Consider the following 20554-nt stretch of genomic DNA (forward strand, 5'->3'; position numbering starts at 1 on the left):
CTACGCCTCGCGGGAGCCCGCGTACATCTCCTCGATCAGGTGCTTGTACTCGCGCTCGACCACCGGCCGCTTCAGCTTCAGGCTCGGCGTGATCTCACCGTGCTCGATGTCGAGGTCACGCGGCAGCAGACGGAACTTCTTGATGGTCTGCCAGCGCTGAAGCCCCTCGTTGAGCTGCTTCACATAACCGTCGACCATCTCGACGGTCTGCGGCGCGGCGACGATCTCCGCGTACGACGTGCCTTCGAGACCGTTTTCCTTGGCCCACTCGGTGATCGCGGGCTCGTCCAGCGCGATGAGCGCCGTGCAGAAGTTCCGGTCGGCCCCGTGCACGAGGATGTTGGAGACGTACGGGCACACCGCCTTGAACTGTCCCTCGACCTCCGCCGGGGCGATGTACTTGCCGCCCGAGGTCTTGATGAGGTCCTTCTTGCGGTCGGTGATCCGCAGGTATCCGTCGGGCGACAGCTCCCCGATGTCCCCGGTGTGGAACCAGCCGTCCGGCTCCAGCACCTCGGCAGTCTTCTCGGGCAGCTTGTGGTAGCCCTCCATGATGCCCGGGCCGCGCAGCAGGATCTCCCCGTCGTCGGCGATCCGCACCTCCGTGCCGGGCAGGGGCTTGCCGACCGTGCCGGTGCGGTAGGCCTCGCCCGGGTTCACGAAGGACGCCGCCGAGGACTCCGTCAGGCCGTAGCCCTCCAGGATGTGGATGCCGGCTCCCGCGAAGAAGTAGCCGATCTCCGGCGACAGCGCCGCGGAACCCGAGACGCACGCCCGCAGGCTGCCGCCGAAGGCCTCACGGATCTTGGCGAACACCAGCGCGTCGGCCACCTTGTGCTTCGCGCCCAGCCCGAACGGCACGGACGCCGTCCCGGTGCGCCGGAAGTTGTCCTGCGAGACCTTGGCGTACTCGCGGGCGACCTCGGCGGCCCACTGGAAGATCTTGTACTTGGCCCCGCCGCCCGCCCGGGCCTTGGCCGCCACGCCGTTGTAGACCTTCTCGAAGATGCGGGGCACGGCCGCCATGTACGTCGGCTGCACCACCGGCAGATTCTCGATGATCTTGTCGACCCGGCCGTCCACGGCGGTGACGTGCCCGACCTCGATCTGCCCGGAGGTCAGCACCTTGCCGAAGACGTGCGCGAGGGGCAGCCACAGGTACTGCACGTCCTCGCCGCTGACCAGTCCGGTCGCGGCGATCGCCTTCGCCATGTACGACCAGTTGTCGTGCGGCAGGCGCACGCCCTTGGGGCGGCCGGTGGTGCCGGAGGTGTAGATGAGGGTGGCCAGCTGGTCCTTGGTGATCGCGCCGACCCGCTCCTTGATCAGGTCGGGGTCCTTCTCCAGCCGGGCCGCGCCGCGCTTCTCCAGCTCGTCCAGGGTGAGGATCCAGTCGGCGGTCTCGACACCGGCCGCGTCGACGACCACGACATGCGTCAGCTCGGGCAGTTCGGCGCGCTTCTCCTTCGCCTTCGCCAGCTGCTCGGCGTTCTCCGCGATCAGCACCCGGCTCTCGGAGTCCGACAGGATGTACGCGGACTCGTCGGCGTTGGTCTGCGGATACACCGTGGTGGTGGCCGCTCCGGCGCACATGATGCCGAGGTCGGCGAGGATCCACTCGATCCGGGTGCTGGAAGCGAGCGCCACGCGCTGCTCGGGCTGCACGCCCAGCTCGATGAGCCCCGCCGCGATGGCGTAGACCCGCTCGGCGGCCTGCGCCCAGCTCAGCGACTTCCACTCGTCCGGCCCCTGGCCCGCCGGCGACGGGGCCGGATACCGATAGGCCTCGGCGTCCGGCGTGGCCGTCACGCGCTCCAGGAAGAGGCCCGCCACGGACGGCGGACGGTTCTCGATCAGGGTCTGTGTGTCGCTCACGACATCCTCCGGGGCCCGCGACGGTGCGGCTGGCTCAGGTGCGGCTGGTTTTCACTCACGAGGTGCAGGTCACGAGCCGTTGTTTAACTCGCGAGTAACTATGGAGCAGGGATCAGAGTAGAGGGCGACCGGCCGCCGCGTAAGGGGCCGCGGCCTGTCACTTCGTACAGAGAGCTACCCCGGAAACGCGCAGGGGCCCGCCGCACTTTCGCGCGGCGAGCCCCTGTTCAACCCGGATTGCGGTGTAACCCTCGGTAATCCGTGATTACTTCTTGCCCTTGCCCGACCCCGCGCTGTCATCGCTGGACAGGACGGCGATGAAGGCCTCCTGCGGAACCTCTACGGAACCCACCATCTTCATCCGCTTCTTGCCCTCCTTCTGCTTCTCCAGCAGCTTCCGCTTACGGGAGATGTCACCGCCGTAGCACTTGGCGAGGACGTCCTTGCGGATGGCGCGGATGGTCTCGCGGGCGATGACCCGGGAGCCGATGGCCGCCTGGATGGGCACCTCGAAGGCCTGCCGCGGGATGAGCTCGCGCAGCTTGGCGACGAGCCGCACACCGTAGGCGTACGCGGCGTCCTTGTGCGTGATCGCCGAGAAGGCGTCGACCTTGTCGCCGTGCAGCAGGATGTCGACCTTGACCAGGCTGGAGGTCTGCTCGCCGGTGGGCTCGTAGTCGAGCGAGGCGTAACCGCGGGTCTTGGACTTCAGCTGGTCGAAGAAGTCGAAGACGATCTCGGCGAGCGGCAGGGTGTAGCGGATCTCGACCCGGTCCTCGGACAGGTAGTCCATGCCGAGCAGGGTGCCGCGCCGGGTCTGGCACAGCTCCATGATCGAGCCGATGAACTCGCTGGGCGCGAGGATGGTGGCCCGCACGACCGGCTCGTAGACCTCCGAGATCTTGCCCTCGGGGAACTCGCTGGGGTTGGTGACGGTGTGCTCGGTGCCGTCCTCCATGAGGACGCGGTAGACCACGTTCGGCGCGGTGGCGATGAGGTCGAGGCCGAACTCGCGCTCCAGCCGCTCGCGGATCACGTCCAGGTGCAGCAGGCCGAGGAAGCCGACGCGGAAACCGAAGCCGAGGGCGGCGGAGGTCTCCGGCTCGTACACCAGCGCGGCGTCGTTGAGCTGGAGCTTGTCCAGGGCCTCGCGCAGCTCCGGGTAGTCCGAGCCGTCCAGCGGGTAGAGCCCGGAGAAGACCATGGGCTTGGGGTCCTTGTACCCCCCGAGCGCCTCCGTGGCCCCCTTGTGCTGGCTGGTGACGGTGTCACCGACCTTGGACTGGCGGACGTCCTTCACACCGGTGATCAGATAGCCCACCTCGCCGACGCCGAGACCGTCGGCCGCCAGCATCTCCGGCGAGTTGGTGCCGATCTCCAGCAGCTCGTGCGTGGCGCCGGTGGACATCATCCGGATCCGCTCGCGCTTGTTGAGCTGGCCGTCGATGACACGGACGTACGTCACGACACCGCGGTAGGAGTCGTAGACCGAGTCGAAGATCATCGCGCGGGCGGGAGCGTCCGCGACACCGACCGGCGGGGGGATCTCCGCGACGACCTTGTCGAGCAGCGCCTCGACGCCCAGACCGGTCTTCGCCGACACCTTGAGCACGTCCTCGGGGTCGCACCCGACCAGGTTGGCGAGCTCCTCGGAGAACTTCTCGGGCTGCGCGGCCGGCAGGTCGATCTTGTTCAGCACGGGGATGATCGTGAGGTCGTTCTCCATCGCCAGGTACAGGTTGGCGAGGGTCTGCGCCTCGATGCCCTGGGCGGCGTCGACCAGGAGGATGGTCCCCTCGCACGCGGCGAGCGACCGGGAGACCTCGTAGGTGAAGTCGACGTGCCCGGGAGTGTCGATCATGTTGAGGATGTGCGTGTCGTTCTTGTCGTGGGTGGGAGCCCACGGCAGACGCACCGCCTGTGACTTGATCGTGATGCCACGCTCGCGCTCGATGTCCATGCGGTCGAGGTACTGGGCGCGCATCTGCCGCTGCTCGACCACTCCGGTCAGCTGGAGCATCCGGTCGGCGAGCGTGGACTTGCCGTGGTCGATGTGCGCGATGATGCAGAAGTTGCGGATCAGAGCCGGGTCGGTACGGCTCGGCTCGGGCACGTGGCTGGGGGTCGCGGGCACGCAGGGTCCTGATTCTTGAGGCGTCCGCAGGGTCTGCGGTCTCGGGTCGGATCGATACGTAGCCTCCATGGTCCCACGGGTGGCGACCATGGACGGGTTTGGGCCGTGGAAGGGGCCGCTGGTAGCCTGGGTGGCTGTGCCTCATGCCCTCTCGCAGGAGGTACGACCTCAAGAAATCACCCGGTGCGGGAATCGTGCGCTCTGCGTGCGGCTCGTGCCAGAACCTGAGAAGGCTCCTTCGTGGCGAACATCAAGTCCCAGATCAAGCGGATCAAGACCAACGAGAAGGCTCGGCTGCGCAACAAGGCCGTCAAGTCCTCCCTCAAGACCGCGATCCGCAAGGCCCGTGAGGCTGCTGCCGCGGGTGACACCGAGAAGGCCACCGAGTACCAGCGCCTCGCCGCGCGTCAGCTCGACAAGGCCGTCTCCAAGGGCGTCATCCACAAGAACCAGGCCGCCAACAAGAAGTCGGCGCTGGCTTCGAAGGTCGACGCGCTCAAGGGCTGACATCTGATGTGACGCCGGAGGGAATCGAGCGGGCCCTCTCTCATCCGCTCCCGTCCGGCACCCCTCGGATCCGCGCGCGGCCTGCGTTCGCCACGCGGGCGCGGATCCAGCATCTTGAACCGAAGGCCCCTTCTTCCGCTCTCCCCAGAGCTGAAGAAGGGGCCTTCGGGCTGCTCAGGACCAGAACTCGTTGTTCTTGTCGATGTCCTCGACGCATTCGTCGAGGTCGGTGACCTTGTCGCCGACGATCCGGAAGACGATGCAGCCGGTGTCGTCGAGGCGCTTGCCGTTGCGCTCCGCGGTGAACCGGCTCATGCCGACCGCGTGACCTCGGCCGTCGACGCAGATGCCGATCAGATCGGCGCGCATCGTCCCATTGGTCTCCGCGGCGAGCCGTTCGTACATCTCGATGATCGAGTCCACCCCTTTGAAGTCACCCGACAAGGGGTGATTTCCGGGTACGTGATGGGTGGCGTCGGCCGCCATCAGCTCCCGCAGGGTGTCCATGTCACCGCGCGAGAAGGCCTCGAAGCCTTTGCGGACCAGCGCTGCGTGCGGGTGTTCAGCCATGTCCCTCGCCTCTCTCCGTCACTTGGCGACGTGCGGCTGATACACCCGATTGTCCTCTTCGGCAAGAAGAGGGCGACTCGATCACGGCACGGCGGACACAGGGGTCCGGACGGCGTAGCCGCAGCCTGACTCCCCGCAGCGAACCCACGCCCGCCGGGCCGCCGCCAGGGCCCCGGTCCGGTCGGCTCCGGTCCGGTCGGCTCCGGTCGGCTCCGTGCCGGCGGCTTCGTGCCGGTCGACCCCGGTCCGGTCGGCCCCGGTCCGGTCAGCTCCGGTCCGGTCAGCTCCAGTGGGCTCCGTGCCGGTCGGCCCCGTGCCGGTCGGCTCCGTGCCGGTCGGCTCCGTGCCGGTCGGCTCCGGTCCGTCGGCCCCGGTCAGGTCGGCTCCGGTCCGTCGGCCCCGTGCCGGTCGGCTCCGGAGCGCGCACGGACCCGCTGCAACCGGCCCCCGGCCGTCAGCTGCGGCCTCTGGAGCGGGCTGCCCGGGCGATGGTGACCACTGCCTTCTCCAGGGCGTACTCGGGGTCGTCCCCGCCGCCCTTCACCCCCGCGTCCGCCTCGGCGACGGCCCGCAGCGCGACCGACACGCCGTCCGGGGTCCAGCCCCGCATCTGCTGGCGCACCCGGTCGATCTTCCAGGGCGGCATGCCCAGCTCCCGCGCGAGATCGGCCGGCCGGCCCCCGCGCGCGGACGACAGCTTCCCGATCGCCCGGACGCCCTGCGCGAGCGCGCTCGTGATCAGCACCGGCGCGACCCCGGTCGCCAGCGACCAGCGCAACGCCTCCAGGGCCTCCGCGGCCCGCCCCTCGACCGCCCGGTCGGCGACCGTGAAGCTCGACGCCTCGGCCCGCCCGGTGTAGTACCGGCCGACGACCGCCTCGTCGATCGTCCCCTCGACGTCGGCGACCAGCTGCGACACCGCCGAGGCCAGCTCCCGCAGGTCACTGCCGATCGCGTCGACGAGCGCCTGGCACGCCTCCGGTGTGGCGGACCTGCCCGTCACCCTGAACTCGCCCCGTACGAACGCCAGCCGGTCCGCCGGCTTCGTCATCTTCGGGCAGGCCACCTCACGCGCGCCCGCCTTGCGCGCCGCGTCGAGCAGCCCCTTGCCCTTGGCGCCACCGGCATGCAGCAGCACCAGGGTGATCTCCTCGGCGGGCGAGCCGAGATAGGCCTTCACGTCCTTGATCGTGTCGGCCGACAGATCCTGCGCGTTGCGTACGACCACGACCTTGCGCTCGGCGAAGAGCGACGGGCTCGTCAGCTCGGCCAGCGTGCCGGGCTGCAACTGGTCCGGGCCGAGGTCCCGCACGTCCGTGTCGGCGTCGGCGGCCTTCGCGGCGGCCACCACCTCCTGCACAGCGCGGTCGAGGAGCAGGTCCTCCTGGCCCACGGCGAGCGTCACCGGGGCGAGGGGGTCGTCATTCGCAGTCTTCCTGGCCATCGCGACAAGCATCCCACGCGCCACTGACAGCAGGACCCAGGGAGCGTGGGGCCGGAGGCCTACGGTCCTCCCCGACCGCGGAGGCCTACGGTTCCTCCCGCCAGCCCTCCCACTCGCCGGCCAGCCGGTCGAGGTCCCCGGCGTCCAGCCGCGCGTCCTCGTCGCGCAGGACGACCAGCCACTGCGCGTCCTCGGCGTCGTCCTCACCCGCCAGCGCGTCCCGCACCACCTGGGGTTCCTCGGTGACCCCGAACCGTTCCTTCAGCGCGTCCACCACCTCTTCCGCGGCATCACGGTCGGGCAGCACCAGCACATGTCGCACATCACTCACGCCGGACATTGTCCGACACCGCGCGGCGGCCCCGGCAGCCGACCGGGTCCCGCCCTCCACGCCGTCGGTCGCCCCGCCAGGCCGCTACACGGGATTCCGCAGTGCCGGCACCTTGTCCAGTTCGATGCCGAACCGCTCCCGGTACGCGCCCAGCACCTCCTCGTCCGTCTCCAGTTCTCGTTCCTTCCGGCTGCCGTCGGCGGCCGTCGTCGTGAGCCTGCGTCCGCTGAGCGTGATCCGGCCTCCGTCCTCCGTCACCCGTGAACAGACCAGCGACCGCGTGAAGTGCGACACCGGCGACGTGCTGTGCCACCAGGCCCCCGCCGCGAAGTCGCCGAGCGCCCTCGGCCGCACCTCCAGGCGGTACTGCGGTCGGTCACCCCGGAACACGTCGAGGTCCGCCGCCTCCACCGTGGCGTGCCCACCGCGCACCCCGGCCGCGTCCGGCCCCGCCTCCACGATCCGGAAGGTGCCCCCCGGATCCTTCTGCTCCCCCCGGTCCCCGAGCGCCAGCGGGAAGTGGCTGTGCGCCCCGAACCCGACGTCGGCCAGCCAGTCGCCCCCGTCCACCGTCCGCACCCGCAGCGCCAGATGGTCGTACGGGATCCCGAGCCGCTCCCCGTCCCCGTACACCCGTGCCGCCAGCAGCGCCACGTCGAATCCCAGCGCGGCGAGCAACGCCCCGAAGGAACCGTTGAGTTCGTAGCAGAACCCACCCCGGCGGGCCCCGACCACCTTGTCCAGCAGCCGTGTCTCCTCCAGCACGATCTCCTCGCCCCGATGGATCGAGAGGTTCTCGAACGGCACGGTCCGCAAGTGCCGCAGGTGCAGTTCGCGCAGCGCGTCGACGGTGGGCCACGCCGGGGGCTCGGCTCCGATGCGGCGGAGGTAGGCGTCGGCCTGAGCTGAGTTCATGCCCTCAGTCTCGCGCCACGCTCAGCTCCCCGCCCCCTCCCACGACCGCGAGCGCCCCGTCCCGGTCCGTCCGCAGCACCGCCGCGCCCCCGGCGCGCAGCGCGGCGACGGTCCCCGGCGCCGGGTGGCCGTAGGAGTTGTCCTCGCCGCAGGAGATGAGGGCCAGCCGCGGTGCCGCCCGGCGTATGAGGCCGGGGTCCTGGTAGGCGGAGCCGTGGTGGGCGACCTTCAGCACGTCCACTCCCTCCAGCGCCTCGGCCGCCGGTGATCGCGCCAGCGCCCTCTGGGCCGGGGGCTCCAGGTCCCCCAGGAGCAGCAGGCGCAGTCCGGCCGAGCGGACCAGCATGGCGACACTGGCGTCGTTCGGTCCCTCCGGCACGGGGTGCGCCGGAAACATCCCCGGAAGTGCCGCCGCAGGCACCCCCGCAGACGCCCACCCGGGCGAGCCCGGCGGCGGGCCGGGAGGCGGCGGCCACACCACCTCCCAGGACAACTCCCCCGTGCGCCGTTGCTCCCCGGCCGCCGCCCGCGTCAGGGGGATCCGCCGCGCCGCCGCCAGTCTGCGCACGAACGCGGCCTGGTCCGGCGGCTCTTCGAAACCCGTCGTCTCAATCGCGCCCACCGCCCGTCCGCGCAGCACCCCGGGCAGACCGGCCACATGGTCGGCGTGGAAGTGGGTGAGAACGACCAGCGGGATCCTGGTGATGCCGAGCGAGCGCAGGCAGTGATCGACGAGTTGCGGATCGGGCCCCGCGTCGACCACGACACCGCTCCCCCCGCCCGCGGCGAGCACCATGGCGTCGCCCTGCCCCACGTCGCACATCACCAGCCGCCAGCCCGCGGGCGGCCAGCCCGTGACCACCCGGGTCAGCGGCGGCGGCTGCACCACCGCCAGCGCGAGCAGCAGGCCACAGGCCCCGCACCACCAGGGATGCCCGAGCAGTCGCCGTCCGACGAGCACCACGGTCAGTGTCGCGGCGAGGAGCAGCGCCGCACCCGCCCAGCTGCCCGGCCAGTCGATGCCCCCGCCCGGCAGCGCGGCCCCGGCGCGGGCGATCCGCGCGATCCACTCGGCGGGCCAATGCGCGCACCATGCCAGGGCCTCGGCCACCGGCATCGACACCGGCGCCAGGGCCAGGGCCGCGAACCCCAGGACGGTCGCCGGCGCGATCGCGAACTCCGCGAGCAGATTGCACGGCACCGCCACCAGACTCACCCGCGCCGAGAGCACGGCCACGACGGGCGCGCACAGGGCCTGCGCGGCCGCGGCGGCACCGAGCGCCTCGGCCAGCCTCGCCGGCACCCCGCGCCGCCGCAGCCCGGCACTCCAGCGCGGCGCGAGCGTGAGCAGGGCACCGGTCGCCACGACGGAGAGCAGGAACCCGTAACTGCGCGCCAGCCACGGGTCGTGGAGCACCAGCAGCAGGACCGCCGTGGCCAGCGCGGGAATCATCGACCTCCGGCGTCCGGTGGCCAGGGCCAGCAGCGCCACCGCACCGCAGGCCGCGGCCCGCACCACGCTCGGATCCGGTCTGCACACGATCACGAACCCGAGCGAGAGCGCGCCCCCGAGCACCGCCGTCCCCCGCAGGGAGACACCGAGCCGCGGCGCCAGCCCTCGTCGCTCCGCGTGCTGGGCCAGGCCGGGCGGCCCGAGCAGCAGCGCGAGGAGGATCGTGAAGTTGGCTCCCGAGACGGCCAGCGTGTGGGTGAGGTCGGTCTCCTTGAAGGCTTCCTCGAGCTCCGGGGTGATCCGCGAGGTGTCCCCCACCACCAGGCCCGGCAACAGCGCCCGGGCGTCCGGGGGGAGCCCGTCGGTCGCTTCCCGCAGGCCCGCGCGCAGGCGCCCGGCCAGGCGCTGCGGGGCCGAGGGCTCGCCCACCACGTCCGGCGCGGCTCTTCCGCGCACCCGCAGCACGGCCGCGACCCGGTCCCCGCCCGTCATCGCGGGCGCCAGCCGCGCGCTGATCCGCAGCCGCGTCGACGGCAGCAGGCCGAGCCACGGGGACCGCACCGGCCCACCGGCGGCCGCGCCGTGACGGGACGAGTCCATGTCGACGATCAGCAGCACCGGCGTCCGTGTGGCGACCGCCGCGCCACCCGCTTCGACGTGCCGCACGTCGGCGTCGATCAGCACGGCGGTCGGAGCCACGTGGTCGCCGCGGACCCTGGGCCGGGTGAGCCGTGGGTCGGATGTCAGCTCGACCTCGACGGTCACCGTCGCGTACTCCCGCGCCAGGCCGGGCACGGGGCCCCGGCGCAGATCCGCCCCGTGCAGCCCGGCCGAGGCGGCGGCCGCCGCGACGCACAGCAGCAGGGCGGCGGCCGAGACGCGCGGCCAGGACGCCGCTGCGTGCCTCCGGACCAACGGCAGCACGGCGAGGGCCCCCAGGCAGCCGATCACGATGCCGGCGGCCCACCCCGGGGAGGCGCCCAGCACCAGCGCCGCCGTCGCCCAGGCCGCCAGGGCCGGGGGTACGAGCCGCAGGTCCGTCGGCCCTTCCTGGCGTGGGCGGGCGGCGCCGAGGCGCCTGCCGGAGGAAGCGTGCACGGACGCCCGGGTGAGGTGGAGCCCGGGCGCGGCCTCCTCCTGCCGCGCCGGGGCGTCCGGGGCGCCCGTCATGGCCGTACGAGAGGGCGCAGGTCGGCGAAGCGGCGGTCGCCGATGCCGTTCACCTCTCGCAGCTCGTCCACCGAGCGGAAACCGCCGTGCCGGGTGCGGTAGTCGATGATGTGCTGCGCCAGGACCGGACCGACCCCCGGCAGGGTGTCGAGCTGGTCCGCGGTGGCGGTGTTGAGGGAGACGGGGGCCGCCGGGGCGCCGGCCCCTCCGGCCGGAGCGCCGGGAGTGTGGCCGCCGCCCGATCCCGGTGCCGCGGCGGGAGCCGGTCCCCCGACGATCACCTGCTCGCCGTCCACGAGGAACCGGGCGCGGTTGAGCCCGTCGGTGTTCGTGCCCGGCTTCACCCCACCGGCCGCGCTGAGGGCGTCCGCCACCCGTGAGCCGGCCGGCAGCCGGTGGATCCCCGGCTCCCGGACCTTGCCGCCGACGTCCACGACGATCTCGGGTGCACCCGCCTTCCCGGCCCCAGCGGCGGCTCCCGGGGAAGCACCTGCCCCCGAAGCGGCCCCCGCGGAAGCACCGACGCCCGGATGCCGTTCCCCCTCCGCCTGCCCGCTTGCCTGTCCCTCCCCGAACGGCACCGCCGCCCGCACCACCTCCGGGGGCCGCACCGCCTGGGTCCGGCCGGTCCAGAAGTGCTGCGCGGCGAAGGCCGCGGCGACGACGAGCACCACGCTCAGCGCGAGCACACTGCGCCGCTCCAGGCCACACCGCGTCTGCATCCACAACGGCATACGCTCGCGCAGCGCCAGCCCGGCCCGCTCCCGCCAGGCTCCCTCCGCCGAGCGGCCGTCCACGTGGTCCGCCTCGGCGAGAGCACCGGCGAAGGCGCCCTGGGGAGCCGGAGGCACCGCATGGGCGCCATCCCCTGGCCGGGTCTCCTCGGCACCCTCGTGGCCCGGTGGTCCCGGCGGGTCCTGCCCCGACTCCCGCCTCACCCCCGCGCGTTCGGCGGGTGCGGGCGGCGCGGTCCACTCGTCCGGGTCGATCCGCGCGGGATGCTCGCCGAACAACACCCCCGCGCGCCGCCGGAGTTCCTCCGCCGAGGCATGACGCTGCCGGGCCCGCCCGCGCGGAACGGACCGGCGATGACGGACGCGCCCGTCGGACGCCGGCCCTCGGCCCGGCCCACTGGTCGCGGTCGCTGTGCGTGAAGGTGATCGAAGTGCCATGGGACGAGGATCGGCGACCTCGCCCCGCCCGCGTCGATCATGGTCATTTTCCGGGGACGGTCCACCGGTTGTGGAAAACTCCGCCCCTCACACGGGTGAGCGGGGCCCGCGGCGACGTTCCCCGCGGCGATCCTCGGCAATGTTCACCGCGGCGAAACGACAACCGCCAGCAGCCCGGGCCCCGAATGCGCCCCGATCACCGCCCCGACCTCGCTGACATGCAGATCGGCCAGCCCCGGCAGCCGCGTCCGCAACCGGTCCGCCAGGGCCGACGCCCGTTCCGGCGCGGCGAGATGATGGACGGCGACGTCCACCGGTGCCCCACCCGCGCGCTCGGCGGCGATCTCCTCCAGGCGGGCGATCGCCTTCGACGCGGTGCGCACCTTCTCCAGCGGCCCGATCCGGCCGTCGGCCAGTTGCAGCAGGGGCTTCACCGCGAGCGCCGAGCCCAGCAGGGCCTCGGCGGCGCCGATGCGGCCGCCGCGGCGCAGGTAGTCGAGGGTGTCGACGTAGAAGTAGGCGGATGTGCCCGCGGCCCGCTTCTCCGCGGCCGTGACGGCCTCGTCCACGGTGCCGCCCGACTCGGCGGTCTGCGCCGCGGACAGCGCGCAGAACCCGAGCGCCATCGCGATCATGCCGGTGTCCACCACCCGCACGGGCACCGGCGCCTGCCGCGCGGCGGCAACGGCGGCGTCGTAGGTGCCGGAGAGCTCGGCGGACAGGTGCAGGGAGACGATGCCGGTGGCACCGGAGGCGGCGACCCTGCGGTACGTCTCCTCGAAGACCGCCGGACTGGGCCGCGAGGTCGTCACGGGGCGCCGCTTCTGCAAAGCCTGGGCGAGGGCACGGGTCGAGATCTCGGTGCCCTCCTCCAGGGCCCGGTCGCCGAGGACCACGGTCAGAGGGACCGCTGTGATGCCGTGCCGCTCCATCGTCCGGGCCGGCAGGTAGGCCGTTGAATCGGTGACGATCGCGACATGGCGGGACATGAGCTGGAGGTTACCTGCCGTAGCGCCGGTGCGGCAGCCCGGGCCCCGCGCCCTGCGGCGCCCGTGGCGGGATCAAGTGGTGCTCTCCGGGCGGGGCTTCTTCTGCCAGGGGTAGACCGGGCGCGGTACCGGCGGTGTGATGGCGGGCCGCTCCGGCTCCCGCGCGGGGCTCGACTGCGCGCCGTCCGGCCAGGTCTGACCGGTCGTGGGAGTGTCCGCCGCGGGTGCCTCGGGCCATGGCCGCGCCGCGGGCTCGGGGGGCGCGGCGGACTGCCGAGGCGACGCCGACTGCTGCGCCGGCGCCGGCTGCGGTTCCGTCGCCGTCCAGTGGCGCAGCGCTCCGGACTCCAGGTCGATCTGCGCGCTGAGCGAGTCCAGGTCGTCCTCCGCGAAGCGGCGGGCGCGGTCGCGGGCCGCCCAGCGCAGCGAGTCCGCCGCGTGCGTGATGCGTTCGGTGCGCTCGCGCAGCCCGGGGAGCCGCTCACCGAGCGCGGCGCGGTCCGGCTCCGCCTCCAGGCGCCTCAGCTCGCCGTCCAGCTCGTGCCCGTGCGCGCTGAGCCGCTCGAAGAGGCCGACGGATTCCTTCAGGGACTCGTCCTCGGCCACGGCCGCGTGCAGCGCTTCCTGGGTGGCGCGCATCGAGGTGCGCAGCTTCAGCCGGAGCTGGGCGAGTTCGCCCGCGGCGCCGGGCTGGACGAAGGACTTGGCGCGCAGGGTGTGGTCCTCGACCGTGCGGCGGGCCTGGGTGATGCCGCGGTCCACGCCGCGCTTGGCGGCGCCGACCGCCTTCACCGTGGCGTACGCCCCGAGCCCGATGAAGAGCACGAAGAGCAGGGCGAAGACTGCGATCACTGCTTCCACAAGGGCTCCTCCTCAGGACGGCACGGCGCCTCGTCGCTCCTCCACGGTAAACGCAACGGGCAGGTCCGGAGTTCCAGAAAAACCCCGAACCTGCCCGTAGGGGACCACCCCGAGGGTGGTCAGCGCCCGTCGGCGACTACGCCGGAACGATGTTCACCAGCTTCGGCGCGCGCACGATCACCTTCCGGATCCCGGCACCGCCCAGCGCGGCGACGACCTTCTCGTCCGCCAGGGCGACCTTCTCCAGCTCGTCGTCGGAGATCGACGGCGAGACCTCCAGCCGGGCCTTGACCTTGCCCTTGACCTGCACGACGCAGGTCACGGTCTCGTCGACGACGTACGCCGGGTCGGCCACCGGGAAGTCCCGGTGCACCACCGAGTCGGTGTGCCCCAGCCGGCGCCACAGCTCCTCGGCGATGTGCGGGGCCAGCGGCGCGACCATCAGCACCAGGGCCTCGGCGACCGGGCGGGAGACGGCCTCGCCCACCTTGGTCAGGTGGTTGTTCAGCTCGGTGACCTTGGCGATGGCGGTGTTGAACCGCATGCCCTCCAGGTCCCCGCGGACCCCGTCGATCGCCTTGTGCAGGGCACGCAGCGTCTCCACGTCGATGTCGGCGTCCTCGGTGTCGACGACGGTGACCTCGCCGGTCGCCTCGTCGACGATGTTGCGCCACAGCCGCTGGAGCAGCCGGAACTGGCCGACCACCGCGCGCGTGTCCCACGGCCGGGAGACGTCCAGCGGACCCATGGCCATCTCGTACAGGCGCAGGGTGTCGGCGCCGTACTCGGCGCAGATCTCGTCCGGAGTGACCGCGTTCTTCAGGGACTTGCCCATCTTGCCCAGCAGCCGGGAGACCTTCTCGCCCTGGTAGTAGTACGCGCCGTCGCGCTCCTCCACCTCGGCGGCGGGCACCGCGATGCCCCGGCTGTCGCGGTAGACGTAGGCCTGGATCATGCCCTGGTTGAACAGCTTGTGGAACGGCTCGGCGGACGAGACGTGCCCCAGGTCGTACAGGACCTTGGACCAGAAGCGGGCGTACAGCAGGTGCAGCACGGCGTGCTCGGCGCCGCCGACGTACAGGTCGACACCGCCGTGCGGCTGACCCTCGCGCGGGCCCATCCAGTACTGCTCGATCTCGGGGTCGACCAGCTTCTCGCTGTTGTGCGGGTCCAGGTAGCGCAGCTCGTACCAGCAGGAACCGGCCCAGTTGGGCATGGTGTTGGTCTCGCGCCGGTACCGCTTCGGGCCGTCGCCCAGGTCCAGGGTGACGTTGACCCAGTCCTCGTTGCGCGACAGCGGCGTCTCGGGCTGGGTGTCGGCGTCGTCCGGGTCGAAGGTGCGGGGGCTGTAGTCCTCGACCTCGGGCAGCTCCAGCGGCAGCATCGACTCGGGCAGCGCGTGGGCGATGCCGTCCTCGTCGTAGACGATCGGGAAGGGCTCGCCCCAGTAGCGCTGGCGGCTGAACAGCCAGTCGCGCAGCCGGAAGTTGACGGTGCCCTCGCCGACGCCGGACCGCTCCAGCCACTCGGTGATGCGCGCCTTGGCCTCGGCGACCTCCAGGCCGTCCAGGCTGACCTCGTCGTTCGAGGAGTTGATGATCTTCGCGTCGTACGACGAGAAGGCGTTCTCCCAGGTCGAGGTGTCGGTGCCGCGGCCGTCGGTCGGCTCCACGATGCAGGTGATCGGCAGCTCGAAGGCACGGGCGAACTCGAAGTCGCGCTGGTCGCCCGCGGGCACGGCCATGATCGCGCCGGTGCCGTAGCCCATCAGGACGTAGTCGGCGATGAAGACCGGGACCCGCTCGCCGTTGACCGGGTTGGTCGCGTACGCGCCGATGAAGACGCCGGTCTTGTCCTTGGCCTCGGCCTGGCGCTCCACGTCGGACTTGGAGGCGGCCTGCGCGCGGTAGGCGGCGACGGCCTCACCCGGGGTCGCGTGGCCGCCGGTCCACACCTCGTGGGTGCCCTCCGGCCAGGCGGCCGGGGTGAACTTCTCGACCAGCGGGTGCTCGGGCGCCAGCACCATGTAGGTGGCGCCGAACAGGGTGTCCGGGCGCGTGGTGAAGACGGTGATGCGCTCGCCGTCGATGGGGAAGTCGACGCGGGCGCCCTCGCTGCGGCCGATCCAGTTGCGCTGCTGGAGCTTGATGGCCTCGGGCCAGTCCAGCTCCTCCAGGTCCTCCAGCAGCCGGTCGGCGTAGGCCGTGATGCGCATGTTCCACTGGCGCAGCTTGGCCTTGAAGACCGGGAAGTTGCCGCGCTCGGAGCGGCCCTCGGAGGTGACCTCCTCGTTGGCCAGCACGGTGCCCAGCCCGGGGCACCAGTTGACCGGCGCGTCGGAGGCGTAGGCCAGCCGGAACTCACCCAGGACGTCGGCCTTCTCGGCGGCGCTCAGCTCGCTCCACGCGCGCGTGTGCCCCGGGACGGGCCGCTCACCGGACTCGAACTGCTCGACCAGTTCGGCGATCGGGCGGGCCCGCCGGGCGTCGTGGTCGTACCAGGAGTTGAAGATCTGCAGGAAGATCCACTGGGTCCACTTGTAGTAGTCCGGGTCGATCGTGGCGAACGAGCGGCGCTTGTCGTGGCCCAGGCCCAGCCGGCGCAGCTGGGCCTTCATGTTCTCCATGTTGGCCTCGGTGGACACGCGCGGGTGCGTGCCGGTCTGCACCGCGTACTGCTCGGCGGGCAGGCCGAAGGCGTCGAAGCCCAGGGTGTGCAGGACGTTGTGGCCGGTCATCCGCTGGAAGCGGGCGAAGACGTCCGTGGCGATGTAGCCCAGCGGGTGGCCGACGTGCAGGCCCGCACCGGAGGGGTACGGGAACATGTCCATGATGAACTTCTTGGGCTTGGCGGCGGTCTCCGGGGCGCCGGCCAGGTCGCCCTTGGGGTTGGCCGCCGCGTAGGTGCCGTCGGCGTCCCAGATGTCCTGCCAGCGTGCCTCGATCTCGGCAGCCATGGCGGCCGTGTAGCGGTGCGGCGCCGCCACCTCGGAGGTGGCGGCGGGGTTCGTCTCGCTCATGATCCTCAAAGCTCCATCGATCGTCTCTGCCTGCGGCTGTGTGGTTCGAGAAACGAAAAATCCCCTCGCACAGGAGGGGACGCCGCGCCGATTCCGGCCACTCGACTCATCCGGTGGCCGGGACTGATCAGCGCGGCCCGCTAAGCAGAAGGCGTACGGCACGCATGGCGCTAGGGTACCGCAGGCCCTCAGCGCGTCGCGACGCGCTTCCGAGAGCCGTCCACGCGCCCGAAAAGCTGAACCAAGGTCAATGGTTACTTCGCGTAACAGCCGCTAAGGGACATCACTACAAGCACATTGTCCTTTCATAACAGCGCAATAACTCAAACCTCGTACTCATCGGTATGGCTCCGCTTAGAGTTCGGCGCGGGACCGCTGCTTTCCCGAACCGCTCGGAGTTGCCCCCATGAACCCTCATCGCAGTAACACCTCGCTCAGCCCGGCCGCCGGGACGTGGGGAGGACAGCCGTGACCAACGACTCCACGGCGGACGACTCCCTGGCCGGTTTCCTCAACTTCGGCGCGGGCGTGCTGGCCCTGGTGTGCCTCACCTGCTCGGTCATCTGGGGCCTGGTCGCCCAGGACCGGGTCCTGCTGGACACCCGCAGGCGCATCCTGGCGCAGGCCGTGCACCGGACCACGGCCGTCGCCTCGATCGTCTTCCTGCTGGTGCACATCGGCGTCAAACTGGCGCTCGCCCACACCACGTGGGTCGCGGTGTTCGTCCCCTTCGGACTCCTCGCCAGCGACGAGGACAGGCTCATGGGCCGGTCGTTCCTCGTCGGCCTCGGCACCCTGGCCAGCCTGCTCATGATCTTCGTGGCCGTCACGGGCGTGCTGCGCAACCGCTTCGCGTCCCCCGCGCCCGTCGCGGCCCGCTGGCGGGCCATGCACATGCTGGCCTACCCCGCCTGGTGCGCCGCCCTGGTCCACGGACTCTACGCGGGTCGCTCGGCCAAGCCGATCTTCGTCATCCTGTACTGCCTCTCCCTGGCCGGAGTGACCGCGGCCCTCGCCCTGCGCGCGGCTCCGCGCCAGGTCAAGCGCAAGGTCGCCGACAAGGTCGCCTCATTCATCGGACCCGGTGAGGGCCCGGGCCGCAGGGACCTGGAGGAGAGCCGGGCCCGGGCCGGCGGCGGTTCGACGCTGCCCGGCTACGAGAGCCGGGAGCCCCGCGCGAAGACCGGCGCCACCGCGTCCGGGCCGCTGTACGAGACGGCGGAACGCACCGCGGCCAAGGAGCCCGCGAAGGGCTTCGCCGCCGCCTACCGCGCCGTCTCGGCTCCTCCCCAGGGCCGGCAGGCCTTCGCGCCCGGACCGACGACCAGCATGCAGCTGCCGCTCGACCTTCAGGCCACCGAGACCATCCCGACCGTGGACGGCCCCTCCAGCACCTCGGGCAACTGGCCCATCCCGTCCCCGCCGCCGGTCGGCGAGGCCCCGCCGTCGGCCTACGACCCGCTCCAGGACACCGGCTTCAACATCCCGCCCTACGACCCCCTGCAAGACACCGGACAAAGCATCCCGGCCTACGGCAATCCAGGCGCCACCGGCTATGGATCGAGTGACGTGTACGACACGGGTGAGACGAACGCGGTCTACGACACGTACTACCCGAACGACACGTACAACAGCGGTCCCGCCAATGAAACAAACCCCGGTGCGTCCTACGACTTCGACGCACCGGGCTCGGGCGAACCTTGGAACACGCCTTCCGGAGGCTTTAAGTGAACGAGGCCCTGCCCGACGTACCCGAAGTCCGCGTGGTCGGACTTCCCCAGCTCACGTCGGGCTTCGACCTTGTCGATCGGCTCGATCTGCCCATGCACCTCAAGGTGCACGGGCCGCTCGAGCCGATGGGCGGCGAGCAGCTCGCGCAGCTCGCCGAACGCATCAACCTCAAGGGCCGCGGCGGCGCGGGCTTCCCCTTCCACAAGAAGCTGCGCTCGGTCGCCGAGGCGGCGATCAAGCGCGGCGTCCGGCCGGTCGTCGTCGTGAACGGAAGCGAGGACGAGCCGGCCTGCCGCAAGGACACGGTGCTGATCAACCGTGCCCCTCATCTGATCCTGGACGGCGCGCTGCTGTGCGCCGAGGCCCTGGGTGCCCGCACGCTCGTGGTGGGGGTCACCCGTGAGTCCACCCAGCGCTCGATGGAGGCCGCGCTCGCCGAACGCGGCCTCAGCAACGGCCGCCGCTCGGCCCTGCGGGCGCGGGTGCAGCGCAATCCGATCCGCATGGTCACCGGCGCCGCCGCCTCGGTGATCCGCTCGATCGACGGCGGTCCGGCCATCCCGCCCGGCCGCAAGGTCAGCGCCTCGCAGAACGGCGTCGGCGGCGCACCCACGCTGCTGTCCAACGCCGAGACCTTCGCCCAGCTGGCCATCGCCGCCCGCATCGGCCCGGAGCGCTACGGCAACACCGGCCTGTACGACGAGCCGGGCACCGTCATGCTCACGGTCTCCGGCGCGGTCGCCCGCCCCATGGTGATCGAGGTGCCCACGGGCGTGCCGCTGCGGTACGTGCTGCAGCTGGCCGGCGCGCCGCCGGTGCCGCAGGGTGTGCTCACCGGCGGTTACCACGGCAAGTGGATCGACGCTGCGACGGTCAACGAGGCCATCGTCTCGCGCAACTCCCTGGACGCGGTGGGCGGCGCGCTCGGCGCCGGCGCGATTCTGCCGATCACTCAGGAGACGTGCCCGCTGGGCGAGTCGCTGCGGGTGGCGCAGTGGCTGGCCGAGGAGAGCGCGGGCCAGTGCGGCCCCTGCTACCTCGGCCTGCCGGCCGCTGCGCGCGGCCTCGAGGACATCCTCAACGGCGGCGGCCCGGCCGCCCTGGAGGCGCTCAAGCAGGTCGCCAAGAACGTGAAGCGGCGCGGCGCGTGCTCCCACCCGGACGGCTCGGCGATGTTCATCGAGTCGACCATCAAGGCGTTCACGGACGACCTGGCCGCCCATGTCCTCGGCAACGGCTGCGGACGGCCCGTGGAGGGCGTTCTGCCGCTCTTCGAGGGGGGCAGGGCCCCTACGGGCCTCCCGGGCGGCGCGGAGTCCGAGGAGAACGGCCCCAGCCGCCAGAAGATCTTCGTGGACTGGACGCTGTGCCGGGGCCACGGCCTGTGCGCGGACATCCTGCCCGAGGTGTTCCAGCTGGGCGCCGACGGATTCCCGACGGTGGCGCAGGCGCAGGTGCCGCGGTACGCCGAGGCCAAGGCCCTGCGCGCCGTGCGCCGCTGCCCGGCGCTTGCCCTGCGCATCGAGGAATCGCGCGCGCCGGGCACGCCGTCCCGCAACCTCCCGGTCCTCTCGCAGGGCCGCGGACGGCGCGCTCTCGGCCGCTGAGCACCCCTGCGGCGGGCTCCCTTCGGGGGGCCCGCCGTACGCGTACGCACAACAAGAAGGCGGGCCATCCGATCGGATGACCCGCCTTCTCAACTTCTGTGGAGCTAAGGAGAATTGAACTCCTGACCTCCTGCATGCCATGCAGGCGCTCTACCAACTGAGCTATAGCCCCTTGCCTGTGCCCTTCCGGGTTTCCCCGGCGGCGAAGCCAACATTACTGGCCCATCAGGCCCAACACCAAATCGGTTTCCCTTTGCCCGAAATGACCGTTATGCCGTCACGAACGAGTAGAACCGCTTGAGCGTGCAGTGCTCCTCCAGGAGCCGGCCGTAGATCGGCTCGCCCTCCAACTCGCGGTACGTCTCGATCGGGTCGCCTTTTATGATCAGCGCCCGCGCGCATTCCTCGCACCAGTACTGGTAGTCGGGATTGATCGGCTCCATGTCACGGACGATCGGGGTCCCGCTGCCGCACCAGTCGCACTTTCGCCTGTGTGCACCCATCGATCAGCTCCAGCTGTGGCCGCAGGCCGTGCACACGTAGGAAACTCCGCCGTTGTCGCCGAGCATCTGGGCCACGTGCGCGGAACCGCAGGAAGGGCAGCTGAGTCGGGTGGACATCTCCCGGGTCAACGCTGCTTCGAGGAGGTGGTCGGCCTCCTCGCGGATGCTCGCAGGCATCGCTACTCCTCCCGTCGGGTCGCGCCCCCTTCCGGCCGTTTGATTCTGCCACGGCCGGACCAATACGGTCAGCGACGCCTCAGTACCAGTCCGGAC

At 71.6% G+C, this 20554-nt stretch carries 16 protein-coding genes and 1 tRNA gene; 3 read left to right on the forward strand and 14 right to left on the reverse strand.

The annotated features are described in order from the left end of the window. Both AB0I06_RS12660 and lepA read right to left on the reverse strand, forming a co-directional pair. Positions 1-1875, reverse strand: coding sequence for an AMP-dependent synthetase/ligase (locus AB0I06_RS12660; RefSeq protein WP_363118756.1), 1875 nt, complete (start codon positions 1873-1875; stop codon positions 1-3). A 265-nt stretch (positions 1876-2140) separates the two neighbouring features. Continuing rightward, a complete protein-coding gene (gene lepA / locus AB0I06_RS12665) occupies positions 2141-4009 on the reverse strand; it encodes a translation elongation factor 4 (RefSeq protein WP_363118757.1) in 1869 nt (622 codons plus the stop codon). A 240-nt stretch (positions 4010-4249) separates the two neighbouring features. On the opposite strand from lepA, the gene rpsT reads away from it, so the two are divergent. Further along, complete coding sequence (rpsT, locus tag AB0I06_RS12670) at positions 4250-4516, forward strand: 30S ribosomal protein S20 (protein ID WP_363118758.1); 267 nt, start codon at positions 4250-4252, stop codon at positions 4514-4516. A gap of 174 nt (positions 4517-4690) precedes the next feature. Here the strand turns inward: rpsT and AB0I06_RS12675 are convergent, their stop codons facing one another. From AB0I06_RS12675 to leuS, 9 genes are all read right to left on the reverse strand, one after another. After that, positions 4691-5086, reverse strand: a complete 396-nt coding sequence (locus tag AB0I06_RS12675) for a nuclear transport factor 2 family protein (RefSeq protein ID WP_363118759.1) — start codon at positions 5084-5086, stop codon at positions 4691-4693. 454 nt (positions 5087-5540) lie between these two features. Beyond that, positions 5541-6530, reverse strand: coding sequence for a DNA polymerase III subunit delta (gene holA, locus AB0I06_RS12680; protein WP_363118760.1), 990 nt, complete (start codon positions 6528-6530; stop codon positions 5541-5543). An 85-nt stretch (positions 6531-6615) separates the two neighbouring features. Next, entirely contained in the window at positions 6616-6861 is a 246-nt protein-coding gene (locus AB0I06_RS12685; RefSeq protein ID WP_363118761.1) for a hypothetical protein, read from the reverse strand. Positions 6862-6945: 84 nt separating this feature from the next. Next, positions 6946-7776 carry an arylamine N-acetyltransferase gene (locus AB0I06_RS12690; protein ID WP_363118762.1) on the reverse strand — a complete coding sequence of 277 codons (831 nt, stop codon included), beginning with the start codon at positions 7774-7776 and terminating at the stop codon, positions 6946-6948. 4 nt (positions 7777-7780) lie between these two features. Beyond that, a complete protein-coding gene (locus AB0I06_RS12695; protein ID WP_363118763.1) occupies positions 7781-10399 on the reverse strand; it encodes a ComEC/Rec2 family competence protein in 2619 nt (872 codons plus the stop codon). Continuing rightward, positions 10396-11571, reverse strand: coding sequence for a ComEA family DNA-binding protein (locus AB0I06_RS12700; RefSeq protein WP_363118764.1), 1176 nt, complete (start codon positions 11569-11571; stop codon positions 10396-10398). Before AB0I06_RS12700 ends, AB0I06_RS12695 begins: the two co-directional genes overlap by 4 nt. 143 nt (positions 11572-11714) lie before the next feature. Further along, entirely contained in the window at positions 11715-12560 is an 846-nt protein-coding gene (locus tag AB0I06_RS12705; protein ID WP_363118765.1) for a DegV family protein, read from the reverse strand. A 72-nt stretch (positions 12561-12632) separates the two neighbouring features. After that, on the reverse strand, positions 12633-13421 hold the full coding sequence (locus AB0I06_RS12710; protein ID WP_363118766.1) for a hypothetical protein: 789 nt from the start codon (positions 13419-13421) through the stop codon (positions 12633-12635). Between the two features lie 136 nt (positions 13422-13557). Next, complete coding sequence (leuS, locus tag AB0I06_RS12715; RefSeq protein ID WP_363118767.1) at positions 13558-16440, reverse strand: leucine--tRNA ligase; 2883 nt, start codon at positions 16438-16440, stop codon at positions 13558-13560. 468 nt (positions 16441-16908) lie between these two features. On the opposite strand from leuS, the gene AB0I06_RS12720 reads away from it, so the two are divergent. Beyond that, on the forward strand, positions 16909-18171 hold the full coding sequence (locus AB0I06_RS12720; RefSeq protein WP_363118768.1) for a cytochrome b/b6 domain-containing protein: 1263 nt from the start codon (positions 16909-16911) through the stop codon (positions 18169-18171). Then, entirely contained in the window at positions 18168-19778 is a 1611-nt protein-coding gene (locus AB0I06_RS12725; protein WP_363118769.1) for an NADH-ubiquinone oxidoreductase-F iron-sulfur binding region domain-containing protein, read from the forward strand. Before AB0I06_RS12720 ends, AB0I06_RS12725 begins: the two co-directional genes overlap by 4 nt. Before the next feature lie 99 nt (positions 19779-19877). Here the strand turns inward: AB0I06_RS12725 and AB0I06_RS12730 are convergent. The 3 genes from AB0I06_RS12730 to AB0I06_RS12740 all read right to left on the reverse strand — a co-directional run bounded on the left by AB0I06_RS12730 (position 19878) and on the right by AB0I06_RS12740 (position 20458). After that, a tRNA-Ala gene (locus AB0I06_RS12730) sits at positions 19878-19950 on the reverse strand. 97 nt (positions 19951-20047) lie between these two features. Beyond that, the gene (locus tag AB0I06_RS12735; protein ID WP_006136074.1) at positions 20048-20281 is read right to left on the reverse strand and encodes a hypothetical protein; all 234 of its coding nucleotides are present in this window, start codon (positions 20279-20281) and stop codon (positions 20048-20050) included. 3 nt (positions 20282-20284) lie between these two features. Continuing rightward, complete coding sequence (locus tag AB0I06_RS12740; RefSeq protein ID WP_363118770.1) at positions 20285-20458, reverse strand: hypothetical protein; 174 nt, start codon at positions 20456-20458, stop codon at positions 20285-20287. Positions 20459-20554: the final 96 nt, after the last annotated feature.

This window comes from Streptomyces sp. NPDC050674 (assembly GCF_040654575.1).
Classification (GTDB): domain Bacteria; phylum Actinomycetota; class Actinomycetes; order Streptomycetales; family Streptomycetaceae; genus Streptomyces.